General features: G+C 60.0%; 14 protein-coding genes. 11 read left to right on the forward strand and 3 right to left on the reverse strand.

What is annotated here, in order from left to right; all coding sequences use genetic code 11:
- Positions 1-23 precede the first annotated feature (23 nt).
- The 9 genes from PMX21_RS04255 (at position 24) to PMX21_RS04295 (ending at position 8,526) form a co-directional block, all read left to right on the forward strand.
- The gene (locus PMX21_RS04255) at positions 24-365 is read left to right on the forward strand and encodes a helix-turn-helix transcriptional regulator (RefSeq protein WP_195192678.1); all 342 of its coding nucleotides are present in this window, start codon (positions 24-26) and stop codon (positions 363-365) included.
- 138 nt (positions 366-503) lie between these two features.
- On the forward strand, positions 504-1,778 hold the full coding sequence (locus tag PMX21_RS04260) for an ATP-binding protein (protein WP_271758258.1): 1,275 nt from the start codon (positions 504-506) through the stop codon (positions 1,776-1,778).
- Positions 1,779-1,864: 86 nt separating this feature from the next.
- On the forward strand, positions 1,865-2,113 hold the full coding sequence (locus PMX21_RS04265; protein ID WP_006235225.1) for a hypothetical protein: 249 nt from the start codon (positions 1,865-1,867) through the stop codon (positions 2,111-2,113).
- Between the two features lies 1 nt (position 2,114).
- Entirely contained in the window at positions 2,115-2,627 is a 513-nt protein-coding gene (nikR, locus tag PMX21_RS04270; protein WP_271758260.1) for a nickel-responsive transcriptional regulator NikR, read from the forward strand.
- A gap of 29 nt (positions 2,628-2,656) precedes the next feature.
- On the forward strand, positions 2,657-5,128 hold the full coding sequence (gene hypF / locus PMX21_RS04275) for a carbamoyltransferase HypF (RefSeq protein WP_271758262.1): 2,472 nt from the start codon (positions 2,657-2,659) through the stop codon (positions 5,126-5,128).
- A gap of 133 nt (positions 5,129-5,261) precedes the next feature.
- Positions 5,262-5,522 (forward strand): HypC/HybG/HupF family hydrogenase formation chaperone, encoded by a 261-nt coding sequence (locus PMX21_RS04280; protein ID WP_271758264.1) that lies wholly within the window; start codon positions 5,262-5,264, stop codon positions 5,520-5,522.
- On the forward strand, positions 5,522-6,634 hold the full coding sequence (gene hypD, locus PMX21_RS04285) for a hydrogenase formation protein HypD (RefSeq protein ID WP_271758266.1): 1,113 nt from the start codon (positions 5,522-5,524) through the stop codon (positions 6,632-6,634). The genes PMX21_RS04280 and hypD overlap by 1 nt, the downstream gene beginning before the upstream one ends.
- A gap of 84 nt (positions 6,635-6,718) precedes the next feature.
- The gene (gene hypE, locus PMX21_RS04290; RefSeq protein WP_271758268.1) at positions 6,719-7,753 is read left to right on the forward strand and encodes a hydrogenase expression/formation protein HypE; all 1,035 of its coding nucleotides are present in this window, start codon (positions 6,719-6,721) and stop codon (positions 7,751-7,753) included.
- Between the two features lie 104 nt (positions 7,754-7,857).
- Positions 7,858-8,526, forward strand: coding sequence for an HAD family hydrolase (locus tag PMX21_RS04295; RefSeq protein ID WP_271758270.1), 669 nt, complete (start codon positions 7,858-7,860; stop codon positions 8,524-8,526).
- A gap of 524 nt (positions 8,527-9,050) precedes the next feature.
- Here PMX21_RS04295 and PMX21_RS04300 read toward each other — a convergent pair.
- Entirely contained in the window at positions 9,051-9,608 is a 558-nt protein-coding gene (locus tag PMX21_RS04300; RefSeq protein ID WP_271758272.1) for a hypothetical protein, read from the reverse strand.
- A gap of 236 nt (positions 9,609-9,844) precedes the next feature.
- Entirely contained in the window at positions 9,845-10,381 is a 537-nt protein-coding gene (locus PMX21_RS04305; RefSeq protein ID WP_035136613.1) for a PTS sugar transporter subunit IIA, read from the reverse strand.
- A 576-nt stretch (positions 10,382-10,957) separates the two neighbouring features.
- On the opposite strand from PMX21_RS04305, the gene PMX21_RS04310 reads away from it, so the two are divergent.
- Positions 10,958-12,130, forward strand: a complete 1,173-nt coding sequence (locus tag PMX21_RS04310; RefSeq protein ID WP_271758273.1) for a Fic family protein — start codon at positions 10,958-10,960, stop codon at positions 12,128-12,130.
- Positions 12,131-12,483: 353 nt separating this feature from the next.
- On the opposite strand, the gene pyrE is transcribed toward PMX21_RS04310, so the two are convergent.
- Positions 12,484-13,167 carry an orotate phosphoribosyltransferase gene (gene pyrE / locus PMX21_RS04315; protein WP_117848347.1) on the reverse strand — a complete coding sequence of 228 codons (684 nt, stop codon included), beginning with the start codon at positions 13,165-13,167 and terminating at the stop codon, positions 12,484-12,486.
- Between the two features lie 437 nt (positions 13,168-13,604).
- On the opposite strand from pyrE, the gene mgtA reads away from it, so the two are divergent.
- Entirely contained in the window at positions 13,605-16,373 is a 2,769-nt protein-coding gene (mgtA, locus tag PMX21_RS04320; RefSeq protein WP_271758275.1) for a magnesium-translocating P-type ATPase, read from the forward strand.
- Positions 16,374-16,384: the final 11 nt, after the last annotated feature.

Here is a 16,384-nt window from a genome sequence, read left to right on the forward strand (position 1 = left end):
TTGATTATTCAGACGGGAGCGACATGGATGAGACTAGTAGACATACCGCACTCGCCAGAATCCGCAAAAAGTCAGGGCTTACTCAGCTTCAAATTGCGGACAGTCTTGGCGTTAGCAAGGCGACATATAGTGCATGGGAAACAGGTCGAGCAAAACTAGGAGAAGACCGCATTGTTGCATTGTGCGATCTCTTTGGATGCACGCCCAACGATATCCTTGGCTATACCAAAGATCCAGACGGAAGCCCTGCGTTTTTTACCGCTCAGGAAGACGAATATCTATCGCTCTTCAAAGCCCTGCCGCCAAACATCAAGGCCGACATTCTTGACATCATGCGTTATACGACAAAGGCCTGGAGACTCTAGGGCTTCTCTTTTGGCATCATGAATGTTAACTAGATATAATGTCCGACTTGCACAATCTAAATCGTCCAACTTGCACAATCTAAATCGTCCAACTTGCACAAATCAACGGTATAATACCCTGCTAGCAAGGAGGGTGACATGAGTTCGATTGAACACGGTTATTTACCACGAGTCGCGGACAAAGTGCTCGCCAGAAAACTAAAATCTTCTGGGGCTGTCCAAATCAAAGGGCCAAAATGGTGCGGCAAGACCGCAACGGCTGAACAGGCAGCCGCAAGCAGCATCTACATGCAAGACCCCGATAACGGTCCGAGCTACATCCAGCTTGCCGATTCGAAGCCCTCTCTCCTGCTCAAAGGAGATGAGCCACGCCTCATCGATGAATGGCAAATGGCCCCACAGCTTTGGGACGCCGTAAGGTTCGCGATCGACCGCGGCAAAGGACGAGGCAGGTTTATCCTCACCGGCTCCGCAACGCCTCGGGCAAGCGAAATGCCGGCACACTCAGGAGTCGGCCGCATAGCACGTATAAACATGCGCCCGATGTCCCTTTTTGAATCACGCGAGTCAACAGGATCAGTTTCGCTGGCAAGCCTGTTTGATGGAAACACCGATGTTGCCGATATAGTCGACTTCGATATCGAACGTATCGTCTACTCACTTTGCCGAGGAGGTTGGCCAGAAGCGGTTACCGAGCCAAACCATGGGATTGCGCTATCCATGGCCCCTGATTACATCTCGGAACTGCTTGATTCCGATATCGACGAGATTGATGGACTGCGGAGAAATAAGACTTGGATGGCCCAGATTATTCGAAGCTACGCTCGCAATATCTCGACAGAGGCATCGCTCGCCACAATCGCTGCTGACATGCAAGGAGAACCTCCCTCAAGAAATACCGTTTCTGAATATGTCGACGCCTTGACCCGCTCCTGCGTTTTCGAAGATCTCGAGGCATGGGCCCCGCGGCTCCGCTCAAAAACCGCCGTACGGACGAGTCCGACGCGCCATTTCTGCGATCCATCGCTTGCGGTCGCAGCCCTGGGGGCAACGCCTCAAAAGCTCCTGGAGGATTTTGAAACATTTGGGCTTCTGTTTGAATCGATGTGCATCCGTGACCTGCGCACCTATATGGATTTGCTTGGCGGCAAGGTTTACCACTATCGGGACAAGACCGACCTTGAAGCCGATGCCGTACTCGTGCTAGATGACGGCAGGTACGCTCTGGTTGAGGTCAAGCTTGGCTCAAAGCCTATAGACACCGCTGCCGCCAATCTCAAGAAACTCGCATCTAAAATCGATGCGACCCACCAAGGCGAAGCGTCCTTCTTGCTCGTTCTCACTGGAACCGCAACTGCCTACCGACGGGAAGACGGTGTCGTAGTCGCGCCGCTTGCTTCACTGGCACCGTAGGACAACTGGCATACAGCGGCGGGCGCGGGAGCCCTCCGTAGTAGAATCTGAACCACTGAATAGACCCGTACAAAAGGAGATTTCCCATGCATGACGTCGGAATGAACATGAGCCAGCTTGCCATGAGCGTCAAGCAGGTCGACGACACGATCGAGCTCGCCCACGAGTGGAGCCATCAGCTGCTGCATGCAACCGAGAACTTTGATATGGAGCGCATTGGTGCCAAGCTCGAGGCCGCCATGGCGGCGCTCCACGAGGCGCACGACGCACTCGAGGGCTACGAGGAGGCCATCGAGGCCGACCACAACTCCGTTGGCTCCGTAAAGCTGGTGTAGCGTGACCGAGCACGAGCACACCTGCGATCACGGGCACGAGCATTCGCACGGGCCGACCGGCGACGCGGGCTGCCGCTGCAGCGGCTCCGCCTCCGAGCTAGTCCGTTTTTCGGTCACCGCGCCCGACGACCTGCTGCGCCGCTTTGACGAGCAGATCGCGCGCCGCGGTGACGTTGCCAACCGTTCCGAGGCCGTGCGCGACCTGATTCGCGCCTCGATTGCCAAGGAGCAGATGCGAACGCCCGACGAGCAGGTCATCGGATCGCTCACCATGATTTACGACCATCACACCGGCGACCTGACGCGACGCCTGGACGAGGTGCAGCACGACTACACCGACGAGATCGTATCGACTATGCACGTGCACCTGGACCACCACAACTGCTTGGAGATTCTGGCGCTTAAGGGTCGCGGCGAGCGTGTCTACGAGCTGGCTGACCGTCTGCTGGGCCTGCGCGGCGTTAAACACGGCGAGCTCACCTGCGCCGCCACCGAGCAGAGCTTGGAGCTGTAACAGCACACATTTCAACGAAGGAGGGTCGCATGCGACATGCGCATATCCATGTAACGGGCATTGTGCAGGGTGTCGGCATGCGACCGTTTGTGTATCGCGAGGCCATGGCGCATGGCATTTGCGGCTGGGTGCTCAACGCGGGCGATGGCGTGCATATCGAGGCGCACGCTCTAAGCGAGTCGCTCGGCGAATTTGTCGCCGCGCTTTCCGAGCATGCACCTGCGGCGTCTCGCGTGGAGCATGTCGAGGTTGTGGACCTGGCACCCGGCGACTGGGACGCCGCTAACGAGCAGGGCTTTCGCATTGTGGCGTCGCAGGATCAAACCGCCCACACGACGCTCATCTCACCCGACATCGCCACGTGCGACGACTGCCTGCGCGAGCTGTTCGACCCCGCCGACCGACGCTTTCACTATCCCTTTATCAACTGCACCAATTGCGGACCGCGCTTTACCATCATCCGCTCGCTGCCCTATGACCGAGCGGCCACCTCGATGGATCGCTTTCCCATGTGCCCCACCTGCGCCGCAGAGTATGCCGACCCGCTCGATCGGCGGTTTCACGCGCAACCCGACGCCTGCTTTGAATGCGGGCCGCACATTACGTGGCGCGAGGCGGATCGCGACGTTGTACCAGCGGGTGTCGACGCAACACCAGCCGTCGGCTCCGCGCGCGAGGCCAGCGATGCCATCATCGAACGCTGTGTCGAGCTGCTGGCAGGCGGCGGGATCGTCGCCATCAAGGGTCTGGGAGGATTCCATCTGGCCTGCGATGCCGCCAACGAACAGGCGGTGTGCGAGTTGCGCCGTCGCAAGCGTCGCAGCAACAAGCCGCTTGCCGTTATGGTGCGCAGCCTTGCCGACGCCGAGCGCCTGTGTCACATTGATGGCGTTGAGCGCGACCTGCTGGCCGGCAGTGTTCGTCCCATTGTGCTGTTGCGTCGCCGCGCAGCCGGCAGCGACACCCACGGCTCCCCCAACGCCCTCGAACTCGCGCCATCCGTCGCGCACGACTTGCCCGAGCTCGGCGTCATGCTCCCCTACACCCCACTTCAACATTTGCTGCTCGCCGCGGCTGCAGCGCACGGTATGCACGCAATCGTCATGACCAGCGGAAACCTGAGCGAAGAGCCCATCGAGACCGACGACGACCTTGCCTGGGAACACCTCGTTGCCGCCGGCATCGCCGACGCGTTGCTCGGTAACGACCGCGCGATTCTGTCGCGCTACGACGACTCTGTGGTACGCGTGGTCGACGGCGCCGTTATGCCCGTTCGCCGCGCTCGCGGATATGCACCCCAGCCGCTGCCGTTGTCGGCGCTCGACGGCGCTCCGTCCTGCGTGCTCGCCTGCGGGCCACAACAAAAGGCCACGATTGCGCTCACGCGTGAAGGGACGAACGGCGAGGCAACCTGTTTTGTGTCGCAGCATATCGGCGATGTTGAAAACGGCGGGACCTTCGATGCCTGGAACGCCGCGCGCACGCGCTTGGAAGATCTCTTTGACTTGGCGCCCGCCGCCTTGGCCTGCGATCTACACCCCAGCTATCTATCGAGCCAGTGGGCGCGCGAGCAGGCGCGAAAATGCAATCTGCCGCTCATCGAGGTGCAGCACCATCATGCGCATGTCGCGAGCGTAATGGCCGAGGCTATCGCCGCGGGCCAGCTTACAACCGACGCGCGCGTCCTTGGCATCGCCTTTGACGGCACCGGCGCCGGCACCGATGGGACCATTTGGGGCGGCGAGTTTCTTGTTGCCAGCCTTGGCGGCTTTGAGCGCGCCGCGCATTTGCGCACCTGGGCGCTCCCCGGCGGGGCGGCCTCCGTGCGCGACGCCCGCCGCAACGCCTTTGCCCTGCTGAGCCAGCTCGGCCTGCTCGAACACCAGGGGGCCGAGCGACTCTTGGGCGGCCTAGACGAGCAAACACGTAGCGTGACGGCAACAATGATCGAACGTAGCATCAACAGCCCGCGCACCAGCAGTATGGGTCGCTTGTTTGATGCCGCAGCAGCGATTTTGGGCATTTGCGGCCAAGCGACCTACGAGGGTGAACCCGCCATCGAGCTTGAGGCCGCCGCCTGGCACGCGCTCGGCAGCGAAAGTACCTGTCCCACCGGCAATATGGCCAGCTTTTCCGTAACCGAATCATCCCGTCCGGACGACTGCCATGTTCTGAACTCCAGACCGCTTATTAAGGCGCTTTTGGAGGGAACCAGGGCCGGCGTGCCCGCCGGCAGGCTCGCGCTCGACTTCCACGTCACCACCGCACACGCGTCGGCCCGCATCGCAAGCGAGATCTGCGCCCGTGAAGGCCTCGACACCGTCGCGCTCTCGGGCGGTGTGTTCATGAACCGACTTTTGCTCCAGCTCCTCACCCGCGAGCTTAAAAGCATGGGTCTTACCGTCTTGGTTCCCCACTCCGTGCCCGTCAACGACGGCTGCATCGCCTACGGTCAGGCGGCAATCGCGCGCGCCCACCTCGCGCAGATCGCATCGCAGTAGCCCGATTTCGCTCGTCGCCGCACCAACTGTCTCACGGGCGTAACGCGTTTGCCCGCGAACCCCGCGAGCGCTACCATCAAGCAATGGATTATCAAGCGCCTATCCAGCGCAAAGCGTATAAAAGGGGAACAATATGTGCCTTGCCGTTCCCGGCAAAGTAGTCAAACGCGACGACGACCTCAAGGCCACCGTCGACATGATGGGCATCGAGCGTCCGGTGTCGCTACGACTCGTGCCGACGGCACAAGTAGGCGACTATATTCTGGTGCACGCTGGATTTGGCATCCAGATCGTCGACGAGCAGGAGGCGCAGGAGACGCTCGACCTGGTCAACACCATGACCGAACTGGTCGAAGAAGACCAACTGGCCAGCAACCCGGCCGAGGCATACTAGTGGCGGCCGGACAGCCGGCTCGCTCCGGTATCGACTTTTCGGCATTTCGCGATTCCAAACTGGCCCGCGAGCTCATCGAACGCATCCGTGAACTCGTCGGCGACCGCACCATCAACCTTATGGAAGTCTGCGGCACGCACACCGTGAGCATCGGTCGCTATGGCTTTCGCTCCATTATGCCGGCGGGACTCAAGCTGCTGAGCGGCCCGGGTTGCCCCGTCTGCGTTACCGCCAACCGCGATATCGACCATGCAATCGCGCTCGCCAACATAGACGGCGCCATCATCACCACCTTTGGCGACATGATGCGCGTGCCTGGATCGTCCACCTCGCTCGCCGCGCAAAAGGCGGCAGGGCGCGACATCCGCATTGTCTACTCACCACTCGACGCACTCGACATCGCTGAGCAAAACCCCGACCGCCCGGTCATCTTTATGGGTGTGGGCTTTGAGACCACCACTCCCACCATCGCCGCCGCCATTTTGGAGGCAGACGCACGCGGGCTGCAGAACTTCTCGGTCTACTGCGCCCACAAGACCACGCCGCCGGCGCTGCGCGCAATCGCCAACGACCCCGAGACCACCATCGACGGCTTTATCCTGCCGGGCCACGTCGCCACTATCACGGGCTTAGCCCCTTTTGGCTTTTTGGTCGATGAGTTTAGGACCCCGGGCGTGGTTACGGGATTTGAGCCGGTCGACATTCTGCAGGGCATTTGCATGCTGGTCCAGATGGTTGTCGAGGATCGGCCCGCAATTGACAACGCCTACCGCCGCGGCGTCAATATGGACGGCAACCCCGTGGCGCGCCAGCTGGTCGAGCAGGTATTTGAGCCGTGCGATACCACATGGCGCGGGCTGGGGCCGATTGCCAACTCGGGCCTTTCCATCCGCCCCGAGTTCTCTCGCTTTGACGCCGGCTCCCGCTATGACGTGCCCATTGAACCGACAGTCGAGCCGCGCGGATGCCGCTGCGGTGACGTGTTGCGCGGAGCCATTACGCCGGGCAACTGCCCTCTGTTCGGCCACGCTTGTACACCCGAGCATCCCGTCGGCCCCTGCATGGTGAGCTCCGAGGGCAGCTGTGCAGCATATTTCCGTTACCGAGGCTAATAGGTTCCGCCGCTCTAACGAACGGCGGACCGGTCGACGCTGCGCCTCACCCATATAATTCCACCCATGATTGGAGTTTTCGATATGTCCCATAGCGTTACCGATAGCACCGTCCTGCTGGGCCACGGCTCCGGCGGCCAGATGATGAAACGCATCATCGACGAGGTCTTTTTGGATGCCTTTGGGTCGCCCGAGCTGCTCGAGGGCAACGATGCCGGCGTCGCCGCACTGCCCGCGAGTGGGCGCATCGCCATGTCGACCGACAGCTTTGTGGTGACGCCGCAGTTCTTCCCCGGTGGCAACATCGGCCGCCTAGCCGTGTGCGGAACCGTCAACGATGTCGCGACCTCGGGTGCCAATGTACGCTACCTGTCGTGCGGCTTTATCCTCGAAGAGGGCTATCCCATGGACAAGCTGCGTCAGATTGTGCAGACCATGGCCGAGACGGCGCGCGAGGCGGGCGTGGCGATCATCACCGGCGACACCAAGGTGGTCGAGCGCGGCGGGGCCGACGGCGTCTACATCAATACCGCCGGCGTGGGCGAGGTGCCCGCGGGCGTGACGCTCAGCGGAGCAAACTGCCAGGCCGGCGATGTCATCCTGGTCTCGGGCACGCTGGGTGACCACGGCATCGCCATCATGAGCCAGCGCGAGGGCTTGGCGTTTTCGAGCAACATCGAGAGCGACGCCGCGCCGCTCAACCACCTGATAGCCGACGTTCTGGCCGCAGCCCCCGACACGCGCTGTTTCCGCGACCCCACGCGCGGCGGCCTTGCATCCACACTCAATGAGTTTGCGCAGGCCAGCTGCGTTGCGATGGAGATCGACGAGGACGCCGTGCCCGTGCGCCCCGATGTGCAGGCCGCCTGTGAGATGCTCGGCTACGACGTGTTGCAGGTTGCCAACGAGGGCAAGATGGTCGCCGTGGTGCCGGCCGAGCAGGCCAATGCGGCTCTAGCCGCCATGCGTGCCGCCCGCTACGGAGAGAACGCCACGATTATCGGCCGCGTGTTGCCGCTTAGATCAGACGCTCGACCCGCCGTGCGCGTACGCACCGGCTGGGGCTCGACCCGTATCCTCGACATGCTCGTGGGCGAGCAGCTGCCGAGGATTTGCTAACGACAAAGGCTCAGGGCTATTAAAGATATTCAGATTCCAAACATGCCCGGCACGCATGCCCAGTATTATGAGGTGCGTTTTGGAACCCAATGACGGGAGCTTTCATGGCAGCAGCTTTTTCCCATGTGATTTTTGATCTGGACGGCACCATCCTCAACACGCTCGAGGACCTGGCGACCGCCGGCAACCATACCTGCGAGACGCACGGCTGGCCTACGTTTGCCGTCGACGAGTACCGCTACAAGGTGGGAAACGGCATGCTCAAGCTGGTTGAGCGCTTTATGCCCGCCGAGTATGCGGGCGACGGCCGCATGTTTGAGCAGACGCTTGCCGAGTTTAGGGCTTACTACGGCGAGCACAAGGAGGACCACACCGCCCCCTATGCCGGCACGATCGAGATGCTCGACCGCTTGCGCGCCGCGGGTGTGCAACTTGCCGTGCTCACTAACAAGGACCACGTCTCGGCGGCTCCGCTTATCGAGAAGTATTTTGGTTCCGAGCGCTTTGCGCTGGTGCAGGGCCGCGTCGATGCGTTTCCGCCCAAGCCCGAAGCACCCGTCACGCTGCATGTGATGGAAGAGCTAGGCGCCGACCCGGCGACCACGCTCTACGTAGGCGATTCCAATGTCGATATCCTGACCGGCCACAACGCCGGCCTTAAGAGTGCGGGCGTCAGCTGGGGTTTCCGCGGCCGCGCAGAGCTGGAAGCCACCGGCGCCGACTACGTGGTGGACACCCAGGCAGAGCTCGCAGCGCTGATCCTGGGCGAGTAACGAGCGACACTGCTTAACGCAGCTGCGACAATTCTTCCGCGCGGAAAGCGCATCCCGTTTTGAAGCTCCGGAATGGGATGCGCTTTCCGTTTGAGGCGCATCAGGGAAACCGCATCCCACTTCAGAGCAATATTCCGGGTCGCAGTTTCCGCAACCCACCCCATCCGGAAAATGCGACCCACTATTCGGCCAAAAACCGGGTCGCGGTTTCCCAAGCACTCGGTGCAACGCTGGCACAAGGAGTGTCCCCAACTGCCGGCAGAAAAGGAACGTCCCCAGCTGCCGCCTTCCCAATGACTACTTCAGCGATGGCAACGTCGCAGGTAAAAGTGCCACTTTAAGCCAACCAAGGGAACGACGTTGTTTTGGCAACGACAGCGAAAGCCCGCCAGAGCGAGCAAGGTGCCTTGAAACAAGGCGGCATTGACCTTTTGGTCATGCCGCCGAAGTTGAAAGGCAGATTGCCGCTCTGGCGGGCTTGCAGCGTCGAGCAGTTGCGGCGTTTGGTAAAACGCCGCAACGAACTAGCTCAACATTGCATCCATCATCTCGGAGTTGACGGAGTCGTCGGCAGACCACTCGCCGTCGTCGTTGCAGGTGTACTTGAAGATAACCGTGGTCTTCCTGGGCTCGGCGGCCTTGGTCACATCGACCATAACCTGACCGGCCATCTTGTACAGCTCGTCATCGGAAGGAACCGTGTCAAGCGCGGCGACCTTCTCCTGATACTGGGTGGAGAAGTCCTCGACGATCTTGTTCATAGACTTGCAGGTGATAGAGACCTCGGCGGTCGCGACACCCTTGTCCTCGTCGACCGTCACGTCGCCGATCTTGTAGTCAAAGCCCTCGAGATAGGTCTTGGCATACTCCTTGGGATCGATACCCAGCTGCTCGAACTCGTCGCCCGAAGCTTCCTCCAGACCAGAAAGGAAGTCGTCGCCACCGTTCTTGACCTCGTCAAACTGCGTCGTAAGATCCTCGGTGATGAGCTCCTCAACCGAAGGACCTCCACAGCCGGAAAGCACGACCACGCATGCAACCAAGACGGCCATGAGGGGCGCAAGCAGCAGCTTCTTTTTCATGTTGTTCCTCCCAATGAGCGGCACCGCGCTTCCCGGACGCGGCACACGTTGTAATAAGTAAACCCATACTATCCACTTATGAACACCCTCGGCAACGCGAAGGCGCGGTCGGTTCGTTTTAGCGTCCGAACGGTTTGCAAGCCCGCCCAACGCGCAATAAAACGCTTCCCCACGGTGCAATAAAAAAGGTGGCCGGAAAACCCGACCACCCTTGCACATCCTTTGAACGCCGCAGTTTACTTGCGAACGACCTTAACGATGGCGTCACCGGCGGCGACGGCGGACTCTGCCTCAACGGTGAGCTCGACGTCGGCAAACTCGGCGGTGTTGGACACGGCCACCACGACGCAGTCCTTGTAACCGGCAGCGGCGATCTTGGCGCGGTCGATCTTGAGTATGGGCTGGCCGGCCTTCACAACGTCGTCGGCCTTGACGAAGCCCTCGAAGCCATCGCCGTTCATGTTGACGGTATCGACGCCAACGTGCACCAGAACCTCGATGCCGCTATCGGACTGCAGACCCACGGCGTGACCCATGGTGACGGTCACCTTACCGTCGCAGGGAGCGTAGACCAGATCGTCCTCGGGCCACACGGCACAGCCCTTGCCCAGAACCTCGCCACCAAAGACGGGATCGGGCACGTCGGCCATCTTGATGACCTTGCCCTTGACGGGCGAGCACAGCACGTCGGCGCCAGCAGAAGCAGAGATAGAGGCCGGAGCAGCGGCAGCCGCGGGCTCAGCCTTCTTCTTGAACATATCAAACAGACCCATACGTTTTCTCCTCTTGATTAAGCGCAACGTTGTGCGCATGCCTACGGTAATTATAGTGCCAAATGGTTCAAATGCTAAGGTGGGGACTCGAATCGCGAGCCCTTCCCGGTAGCGCTCGTGGAATGGAGCATCTCCTTTGCATCGCTGGTCGATAAGCCGAGTATCGCCCGCGCACGGGACGGGCAGAAGCGGGCGCACCAAACCCGACACTTCTTTTCGCTCTCGAGTCCTGTCGCCGCCTTGTCCCTAACACTTCCTGACACCGACCGAAGCGTGCCAAAATAAACCTGTCCTTTTTGGTAGGTTTGGCGAGTGTGGATTTTTGGACGCTTAACTAGCGAACGTGGATAATCTCCCACTTTGAGGCCGTCACCGAGCCAAAAACGGGAGATTATCCACGTTCATTTTGGATGACCCCCTTGTACCAAGCCGAGCTCCATGGTCAAGTAATAACGACTTCTCATCATTAGATTGTTTACATCAATTCTAATAACTATTTAATCCTTAAACTCGTTATTAGAATTGATATGATTAGCCTAATAACGAGTTTCCGGCACTAAAGATATGGAGGGCACGATGCAAATCGAGGAGAACGGCCAGGGAACGCTCCGCAATAATCTATCGGGGAAATTGGCTTACTATTCGTTTTTTCCAACGCCCTTGCAATCATTGAGGCAGCTAAACCTCACCGAGGAAACCTATCGCACGCTTTCCGCATGCTCACGAAAGCTTGGAGAGCTTGAAGGCATGCTCTACTTTGTTCCCAACGCCGACATGTATCTGACAATGTACGTGCGCAAAGAAGCACTCCTTTCTTCGCAAATTGAGGGAACCCAGTGCACGTTTGACGACCTACTTAGTCCATCGCAAACACAACTCCATCATAAAGATGTCGCAGACGTCGTGAATTACGTCCGTGCTGTCGACCGCGGCGTAGAACTGCTCAAAAAGATGCCCTTGTGCACGAGACTTCTTAGGCAAGTTCATGCGGTCCTGCTGGACGGAGTGCGCGGAACGGAGAAGAATCCAGGCGAGCTGCGCTCCTCACAAAACTGGATTGGCCCCTCAGGCTGCACCATTGCAACCGCATCGTTTATCCCTCCAAACATTGAAGATTTGAGCAACACGCTCCAGGACCTCGAACGCTTTATCAATGAGCCTCAAGTCGAAATGGATCCGATTGTGCGGGCGGCGCTCGTCCATTACCAATTTGAAACTGCCCATCCATTCCTAGACGGAAACGGTCGCCTGGGCAGGCTTCTCATTACACTTATGCTCATCAATGATGGCGTTCTTCATTCTTGCTTGTTCTATCCATCGTTCCAGTTCAAGAAAAATCGAAGCGAGTACTACCGGCAACTCACATCCGTAAGGGAGAGAGGCACTTACGAGGAATGGATAGAGTTTTTCTGCAACAGTCTTCTCGAGAGTGCGAAGGACTCGGTAGGGTCTTTAAAAAACCTTGTTGACCTCCATAACCGTTCCACAGCAACCATTACCGAAAATCTCGGAAGGACTGCTGCAAACGGGCAAAGGCTGTTGGGCATTCTTGAAGAGCACCCCATCGTCGACACCGCATTCATCGCTGCCCAACTCGATATCGGCAGGAGTACCGCGAGCTCGCTCGTCAAATCATTTGAAGAATTGGGTATCCTCCGTCCTCTCGACGAGTCAAGACAGAGATACCGGCAGTACGGGTATGAAGAGTATCTTTCGATTCTCAGGGAAGACGCCGAGCCGATTAGATAGGCATCGCAGCCCAGGCAAATTAAAGCGAGCGCGGATAATCTCCCACTTTGAGCCCGCACACAGGCAAAAACTGGGAGATTATCCACGTTCATTCCTGGCTAGTCATTTAAGAACGTCCCCAATGACTACTCCGGCATCGCCGATGTTTCGGCAACGACAGCGAACGGGCCGCATTCGGAGCAAGACGACGCCGCAGGTAGAGAACGGACAGCGAGCGGGTCGCATTTGAGACAAGGTGACGTGAAACGAAAGGGCGCTGACCTTCTGGTCGCGCCCTTGAAGTTGAACGTCAGATTGTCCAAATGCGGCCCGCGCAGCGTCGGCCGGTTACGGCGTTTGGTAAAACGCCGCAACTACTCCCGGGCTCCGTACTGCTCGTAGTAGGCGTCGATGGCGGTCTTGAGCTCGTCATCGATGACGACCTTGCCGTCGATCTCGTGGTTGTAGAGGGTCTCGACGACCTCGGCCATGGAAACGATGCTCGCGACGGGGAAACCGTACTTTGCCTCGATCTCCTTCTGAGCGGTGGTCACACCGCCCTTGCCGACCTCCATGCGGTTGAGGGACACGATCAGGCCCTTGATCTCGACATCGGCAGCAGCCTTGACCTTAGGATAGGTCTCGTCGATGGACTTGCCGCTGGTGGTAACGTCCTCGACCATGACCACACGGTCGCCGTCCTTGGGCTCATAACCCAGCAGGTTGCCCTTATCGGCACCGTGGTCCTTGGCCTCCTTACGGTCGCAGCAGTACTTAACCTCCTTGCCGTACAGCTCGTGGTAGGCAATGGCGGTCACGACAGCCAGCGGAATACCCTTGTAGGCCGGCCCAAACAGGACGTCAAAGTCGTCGCCAAAGTTATCGTGGATGGCCTGGGCGTAATACTCGCCCAGCTTCTTGAGCTGATAGCCCGTCACATAAGCGCCGGCGTTCATAAAGAACGGGGACTGGCGGCCGCTCTTGAGCGTAAAGCTGCCGAACTTAAGAACGTCGGACTCGACCATGAACTTGATGAACTCTTGCTTGTAAGCCTCCATGCGGGCTCCTCTCGTAATTGCGTACGTGCTCTTCAGTTTAGCGCAGGCGAGGCGTCGATGTGGGCGTGCTTTGGAGCCACGGCATTCTGTAAAGGCTTTGTCAGGGGGAATGGTTTTCCGAACAATGGGGTTGACATGGCAAACCCCCTCATCAAGAATACGGGCGGATTAAAAAGGGGTACGAGATACCCAAAGCGCGCTGCGCTCAGCCTTTAGGAGGTGTGCCATGGAAGGCAGTCCTAGTCGAAAAACCCGCATGTCGCCCTCGGCACGCCGCGAGGACTCCGCACACGCATAAACGCCACCGGCAGATCGCCAAAACCACCACAAAGGCGCGCTGCACCCTTTGTGGGCTCAAGAGCTTGACGTGAGCGGCATCTAGGTTTTTTGAAGCAAATACGACACGTACGCTAACTCCCCTCAACAAGGAGGACCCTATGCTGATGCTCAAAACCGTCACGGTACTCGAAGCCATCTCCAAGCGCCGCCGCACGGCGCGCCCTGCCGCTCATACCGGCCTGTCCAAGAACACCATATTCGCCGCCACCCATAGTGCCGAGGACGCCCTCGTACTGCTTGACGCCACGGCAAACGGCCTCACCGTCGAGCAGGCAACTGAGCGCCTGAACGCCGTCGGCCCCAACACCATCGAGGCAACGACCAAAACGCTCGCCCGCCGCATCGCCGACGCGTTCATCGATCCCTTCGCCGGCATCCTCGCCGCGCTCGCACTGGTCTCGCTCTACATCGACGTGCTCGCCGCACCCGAGCCGCAGCGCGACCCCTCCACGGTCATCGTCATCGGCATCATGCTGCTGGTATCGGGCGGCATGAAGTTTATCCAGGAAGCCCGCAGCGGCAATGCGGCCGAGGCCCTCAAGGACCTGGTCTCCAACACTTGCACCGCCCTGCGCGACGGCGAGCGCATCGAGATCCCCTTCGACGAGCTCGTCCCCGGCGATGTAATCCGTCTCTCTGCCGGCGATATGGTGCCGGCAGATGCCCGCATCATCACCGCGCGCGACCTGTTTGTGATCGAGTCCGCACTCACCGGCGAGAGCGAGGCCGTCGAGAAGACCACCGCCGTCACCGTCGTCGAGGGCGCCGACGGCTCCGCACTGCCACTCTCTGCCTGCAAGAACATCGTCTTTACCGGCACCTCCGTGCAAAACGGCGCCGCCATGGCGCTTGTCGTTGCCACCGGCTCGGACACCTACCTGGGCGGCATCGCCAAGATGCTCAACGGGCGCGGCGAAAAGAGCGCGTTTGACCGCGGCGTCTCGAGCGTCTCCATGTTGCTCGTACGCCTCATGCTCGTTATGGCGCCGGCCGTCTTTGCCATCAACGCCGCCACCAAGGGCAACGTCATCGACGCGCTGCTGTTCGCCACGAGCGTGGCCGTGGGCATCACGCCGCAAATGCTTCCCGTCATCGTTACCACGAGCCTATCGCAGGGCGCCAAGGACCTCGCCCGTCGCCAGGTTATCGTCAAGGAGCTGCCGGCGATTCAAAACCTCGGCGCGATGGACGTCCTGTGCTGCGACAAGACCGGCACCCTCACCGAAGACCGCATCGTGCTCGAGCGCTACCTCAACACCGATGGCAACGAGGACGCACGCGTGCTGCGCCATGCATTTTTGAATAGCTTCTTCCAAACCGGCCTCAAAAACCTTATCGACCTGGCTGTAATCGACCGTGCCGATGTGACGCCCTCGACCGTCGTGCCCGATTCTATACTGGGCCAGAGTCTGCGCGACCGCTATACCAAGGTCGACGAGGTTCCCTTCGATTTCTCGCGCCGTCGCCTGAGCGTAGTTGTCGCCGACGCCCAAGGCAAAACCCAGATGGTTACCAAGGGCGCTGCCGAGGAAATGCTCGAGATCTGCTCCTTTGTCGAGATCGATGGCATCGCTCAGCCGCTCACCGACGAGAAGCTCGCCCAGATTCGCAAGCAGATCGCCGGACTTAACGCCGAGGGCCTACGCGTAATTGCCGTGGCGCAGAAGACCAATCCGCGCTGCGTGGGCGAGTTTGGCATCGCCGACGAGTGCGACATGGTGCTGATGGGCTTTTTGGCCTTCCTCGATCCGCCCAAAGCAAGTGCCGCGAGCGCCGTCGCCACCCTCGAGGCCAAGGGCGTGGCGGTCAAGGTCCTAACCGGCGACAACGACCGCGTCGCCGCCACCGTCTGCGAGCAGATCGGTATCGATGCGAGCAACGTCTTGCTCGGCTCCGAGATCGATGCGCTCGATGACGCCGAACTTGCCGAGCGCGCCGAGAAAACCCACCTCTTCGCCAAGCTCTCGCCGCTGCAGAAGGCGCACCTGGTACGTGTCATGCGCGAGATGCTCGGCCACACCGTGGGCTTTATGGGCGACGGTATCAACGACGCCGCCGCCATGCGTGCGAGCGATTGCGGCATCTCGGTCGATTCGGCCGTCGATATTGCCAAGGAATCCGCCGATATCATCTTGCTTCAGAAGGACCTGGGCGTGCTCGAGCGCGGCATCATCGAAGGCCGCCGCACTTACGGCAACCTGCTTAAGTACCTCAAGACCACGGTGAGCTCCAACTTTGGCAACGTGCTGTCCGTGACCGTCGCGAGCCTGTTCTTGCCGTTTTTGCCCATGAGCGCCCTGCAGCTGGTGCTGCTGTCGCTGGTCTACGAGATCGTATGCATCGCGCTGCCGTGGGACACCGTCGATGACGCCTGGACTGCCCGTCCGCGCGCCTGGGACGCCGCATCCATCAAGGGCTTTATGCTCGAGCTGGGCCCCGTGAGCTCGCTGTTTGACATCGTGACCTTCGCCGCGCTCTTCTTTGTGGTGTGCCCCGCCGCCGTGGGCGCAAGCTGGTCCGAGCTCGCCGGGACGGGCAACGTCGCGGGCATGGCGACCTTTGCCGCGCTCTTCCGGAGTGGCTGGTTTGTCGAGTCCATGTGGTCACAAACACTGGTGGTCCACATGCTGCGCTCCCCGCATCTGCCGAGCCCGCGCGACCACGCCGCGCCCGCACTGTGCGCTCTCACCGTGCTGGGCCTGGCGCTTGTCACCTGGCTGCCGGCAAGCCCCATCGCCGATGCGCTCGGCCTCATGCCGCTGCCCACGAGCTTTTTTGGGCTGCTCATTGGCATCGTTACCGCCTATATCGCGCTCACCCAGCTGGCAAAGCGCCGCTACATTGCCCGCCACGGCGAGCTGCTGTAGCAAGTAGACGG

The sequence above is a fragment of the Collinsella aerofaciens genome (genome assembly GCF_028209885.1).
In the GTDB taxonomy this organism is placed as follows: domain Bacteria; phylum Actinomycetota; class Coriobacteriia; order Coriobacteriales; family Coriobacteriaceae; genus Collinsella; species Collinsella aerofaciens_BA.

What these genes read in the sequence shown, in the direction of transcription:
- PMX21_RS04260 (WP_271758258.1), top strand. Translation starts at nt 504, where the DNA reads ATGAGTTCGATTGAACACGGTTATTTACCACGAGTCGCGGACAAAGTG.
- mgtA (WP_271758275.1), top strand. Translation starts at nt 13,605, where the DNA reads ATGCTGATGCTCAAAACCGTCACGGTACTCGAAGCCATCTCCAAGCGC.
- pyrE (WP_117848347.1), bottom strand. Translation starts at nt 13,167, where the DNA reads ATGGAGGCTTACAAGCAAGAGTTCATCAAGTTCATGGTCGAGTCCGAC.
- PMX21_RS04255 (WP_195192678.1), top strand. Translation starts at nt 24, where the DNA reads ATGGATGAGACTAGTAGACATACCGCACTCGCCAGAATCCGCAAAAAG.
- PMX21_RS04280 (WP_271758264.1), top strand. Translation starts at nt 5,262, where the DNA reads ATGTGCCTTGCCGTTCCCGGCAAAGTAGTCAAACGCGACGACGACCTC.
- PMX21_RS04295 (WP_271758270.1), top strand. Translation starts at nt 7,858, where the DNA reads ATGGCAGCAGCTTTTTCCCATGTGATTTTTGATCTGGACGGCACCATC.
- PMX21_RS04310 (WP_271758273.1), top strand. Translation starts at nt 10,958, where the DNA reads ATGCAAATCGAGGAGAACGGCCAGGGAACGCTCCGCAATAATCTATCG.
- hypE (WP_271758268.1), top strand. Translation starts at nt 6,719, where the DNA reads ATGTCCCATAGCGTTACCGATAGCACCGTCCTGCTGGGCCACGGCTCC.
- PMX21_RS04300 (WP_271758272.1), bottom strand. Translation starts at nt 9,608, where the DNA reads ATGAAAAAGAAGCTGCTGCTTGCGCCCCTCATGGCCGTCTTGGTTGCA.
- hypF (WP_271758262.1), top strand. Translation starts at nt 2,657, where the DNA reads ATGCGACATGCGCATATCCATGTAACGGGCATTGTGCAGGGTGTCGGC.
- PMX21_RS04265 (WP_006235225.1), top strand. Translation starts at nt 1,865, where the DNA reads ATGCATGACGTCGGAATGAACATGAGCCAGCTTGCCATGAGCGTCAAG.
- PMX21_RS04305 (WP_035136613.1), bottom strand. Translation starts at nt 10,381, where the DNA reads ATGGGTCTGTTTGATATGTTCAAGAAGAAGGCTGAGCCCGCGGCTGCC.